Origin of the sequence: Albidovulum sp., assembly GCF_049646345.1 — a bacterium.
Taxonomy (GTDB): Bacteria; Pseudomonadota; Alphaproteobacteria; order Rhodobacterales; family Rhodobacteraceae; genus Albidovulum.
The window spans coordinates 1-3,465 of sequence record NZ_JBARVQ010000007.1; the positions used below are offsets into that span (position 1 = coordinate 1).

General features: G+C 57.9%; 2 protein-coding genes and 1 pseudogene. 1 reads left to right on the forward strand and 2 read right to left on the reverse strand.

The window, feature by feature from the left end:
• Nucleotides 1–144: 144 nt before the first annotated feature.
• Nucleotides 145–1,797, reverse strand: coding sequence for a hypothetical protein (locus WBB85_RS00150; RefSeq protein WP_432636596.1), 1,653 nt, complete (start codon nucleotides 1,795–1,797; stop codon nucleotides 145–147).
• Nucleotides 1,798–1,918: 121 nt separating this feature from the next.
• Between WBB85_RS00150 and WBB85_RS00155 the strand changes: the two genes are divergently transcribed.
• Nucleotides 1,919–3,064 (forward strand): phosphatase PAP2 family protein, encoded by a 1,146-nt coding sequence (locus WBB85_RS00155; RefSeq protein ID WP_432636598.1) that lies wholly within the window; start codon nucleotides 1,919–1,921, stop codon nucleotides 3,062–3,064.
• Here WBB85_RS00155 and WBB85_RS00160 read toward each other — a convergent pair.
• Nucleotides 3,056–3,465 (reverse strand): annotated as a pseudogene (locus WBB85_RS00160) (hypothetical protein); the annotation flags it as partial. The gene WBB85_RS00155 and the pseudogene WBB85_RS00160 sit on opposite strands and share 9 nt — an antisense overlap.

Below are 3,465 nucleotides of genomic sequence, written 5' to 3' on the forward strand. Positions count from 1 at the left end.
ATTGTGGACATTTGTGCCATTTGAATGCTCCGTCGTTTGAAAACATCCCCAGCAGTATCGCCCGTCGGCGTCAGGCAAGCGCCAATGAGGCGCCAAGCAAACGTCAAAAGAGAGAGAGTTCTGATAAAACGCGGTCAGACCCGATCAATCTTCCAGCGGTGCGTCCCGCAGGGGCTTGATCAAGCCGGCTTTGCGAAGGGTCAGATTTGGATACCTGTCATCGTTCAGGTAACGATCCAGTGTGAAGTCTGCTTCCAGACGGGCCAGTTCACGCAAATGGCTTCGGGCGGCCCCCAGGTCGCCGGCATGTGCGCATAGGGCGACCAGCTGCCTGCGCGGTGCAACAAAACTTGGTGCCAGTGTTGCGGAGCGGGCCGCTGACAGCCGCGCCTCATCCAGGCGCCCTGCGGCAATGCAGACCAAGGCGTGATAGAGGCTCCACAAGTGCCCTAGTTCGTCGGCCGGATCTGCAATCTGGCAGGCTCGCGACAAGGCATAGGCTCGGTTTACATCTCCTGTCGCGCTGTGGGCCAAAGCCAAAGTCTGTTGGGCAAATAGCGAGTTGCCGCTCATCTGGATCGCCTGTTGGGCAAGTTGAGCGGGCCCCTCAAGCTCGTCTTCGAGCATGATACGCGTCAGGGACACGAGAGCGAGGGTCAATCCGTTGCCCGACGCGTCCCGAACAGCTTGCTGGGTAACCTCCTCGATTTCGTCAATCCAGGCCAATCTGTCCCCATCAACACCTTCAACAAGCTGAGCCATGCGAACAAAGGCACGCCACGCCAAGAATACGCTGTTTCGATCGGTTTCGAAGGCCTTCTCAAAATGGTCATGGGCGTCGGAAAACCCCTCTGCCGTAAACGTTGATAGCCTTGACAACCCTAAGCTGGAGTAGCCAAGCGCCGCGACTTCAGGGCGATCAAGCTTTAGCGCGCGCGGAAGGCTGTGGATCAGACGCGATGATGCTGAGTGAACCAGCCCGGTAACCGTCTCTGCCGAAAGGGCCTCCGAGGCCGTGCCGCGTAAACTGCGATGCCCTGAAAAAAGAATGCGTCCATCTTTGGAAGATTCAATACGCAGGAACACAACCGACCGCTCTCCGTCTTCGGCGACATCGCAACGTACTTCCACATCGGCTGAATCCATCGCGCCGCAGCGGCGGCCGCCGGAAAGTCGAACCGCAGACAAGCTGTTTTCCAGTGTTTGCGCGACCTCGTCGGCGATCACCAGACCTGCAATCCGCGCGGCGGGCGAACCACTTTCCGACAATGCGGCCCGGATCGAAATACTTCGCGAACTACCCGTCGGGCGAACCGGTTCTGCCAGACCTTCTGCCGCGTAGCGCGCCCGGGCGTCTCTCAGCCAATCGTTGAAAGCTTCGTCCCGGATGTCGAGGCCTTCGAGAAACTCGCGGCCTTCTGTCCGGAACGGCGATGCATCGGTCAGATCGGTTTCGATCCTTTCCTTGTCGAGCCAGACATCGACGCGATCAGCAGCCATGACATCAGAGTTCTTCCCGAGAGCGTTGCGCACATCTGTCAGCGCTTGGCGCAAGCTTCCGTTCGCCTGATCGGCGCTCCGGTCACTCCAAAGTGTCGCGGCAAGCCAGCGGCGACCCCGCCGCATGTCATCGGCCTCACAAAGAAGCGCCAGCAGGCCACGCACCTTATTCCCTTTTGGCGTCACATCCGACCCGTCGGGTGCAGAAACCGTAAACGTGCCGAAGAAACGCACTCGAAACAGTTTGGTCATCGAAACCAACCCAAGGTTGACGACAGAGCTTACCTCGATTTCCACCTTTCGCAAACTTTCCGTTAATTCGGTGTGCTTAGGCCTGCGGAAACTAACTTGCTCGTTGACCGACCGCCTAGACGTCCCGATTGTCGTTCTATTGTTGTTGTTAAAGACAGGGGGGAATATGGCTGTATTGGCTGGACAGGCCGGGCGTGCGGGACGCGCCGGGCGGGCGGGCCGGGCAGGACGAGCCGGGCGAGCAGGACGTGCGGGACGCGAAACAGTATCGGTTGATGAGGTCGATCTGTCGTTCTCGACACTTGTGACCCGTGAAGGGATCCTGCCCTATTGGGACGGGACGCCCGATCTGAAACCTGTGGTTATCTCTAAGAAAAAGCACCTGGAACGGTTGGACGCCTTGGCGTCGATCCCGCGCGAAGTGCTGATTGACGACAGGCTGTTTTGCAATTTCAGGCCGAGAGGAAATGAGGTGATTTGTCTCTTTCTCAAACCGGACCAACACGGGAATGCTCAGCCGCTTGTTACCTTGGAAAGCCCCGATCACGACGTGTTCAAGGGTTCTCAGCTTAAATTCGTCCGGTCCTATGCAGATCTGCGGGCTGACCGTCTGGACGAAATCCGTGTCCAGCAGGACGATATCACGTCCTATTTTGCATCCTCTTTGAAACTTGACGCAGCGCGTGGCGAATGGGCTTTTGAACTACTCGAGGCTGTAGTCCGCCTGTGCGGGTACATTGAGTTCCCGCTAAAGTACCATTTCGACCTGCCGCGTCCCTCGCAGTATTCATCGAAAGTAATGCCGGTGATCGAAACGCCGACACACGGAACCTGGCCGTCCGGGCATGCGACCGAAGCCTTTGCCATAGCGACGGTATTGGCTGGATTGCTGCAATGTAAACAACAAGGTGGCAGTGTCTTCACTATGCTGGCCGCGGCGAAAGATACTGCGGCGCCCGCGGCCCTGTTGCTGAGGATTGCCTCGCGGATCGCCGACAACCGCGCAATTGCCGGAGTGCATTTCCCTCATGATGGCGTGGCGGGCGCCGTGCTCGGCATCGCGGTCGGAGAAGCGGTTGTGAACTATCTGTCCGGCGCGAAATCGACATATACCTATGTGCTGGAACAACTGACTGAAGAGGAAAAGGAGGGTGAAGACAAGCAGTATGGCGAGTTGAGTTTTGAGGCATTGACAGCATTGCTGGATCCGGCCAGCGCAAAAGAGGAAGATTTCGCAAGCCCGGATCGAGACGATCTTTTGGAAGCCGTCTGGGAGGCCGCCTGTTCGGGAATGCCCGCTCTGTTACCCTGACCTATGTGATCGGTTTGCCGGCGTTTGGAGAAAGACTTTATCGCCCAAACGCCGCTTTTGGGTTTCATCTATCACGGTGAATGTCGGCAGACGCTCGTGTTCCGGTATCCCAAGTGCTTCGAGGATCAACTCTCGACTAACCGTCGCTGCGGCGGCACTGGTGCCGCTGAACCTTGCGGTTGACTCGGAATATGTCCCCGCAGCGAGCAGGCCAGGCATCGCGGAGCCCTCTTCCGTCACAGCACTATACTTCGGTTTCTTGCCCGACCAGACTGCACCTTCCGCGGTATAGTCAGCTGGCTCGATGTTCAGTCTGGTTGTGTCTGCGTAATCGGTCCCGCGAACGCGGGCGCCGCCAGCGCTGAGACTATGATCGACGACGGAGTAGGCGGAATTCGTTC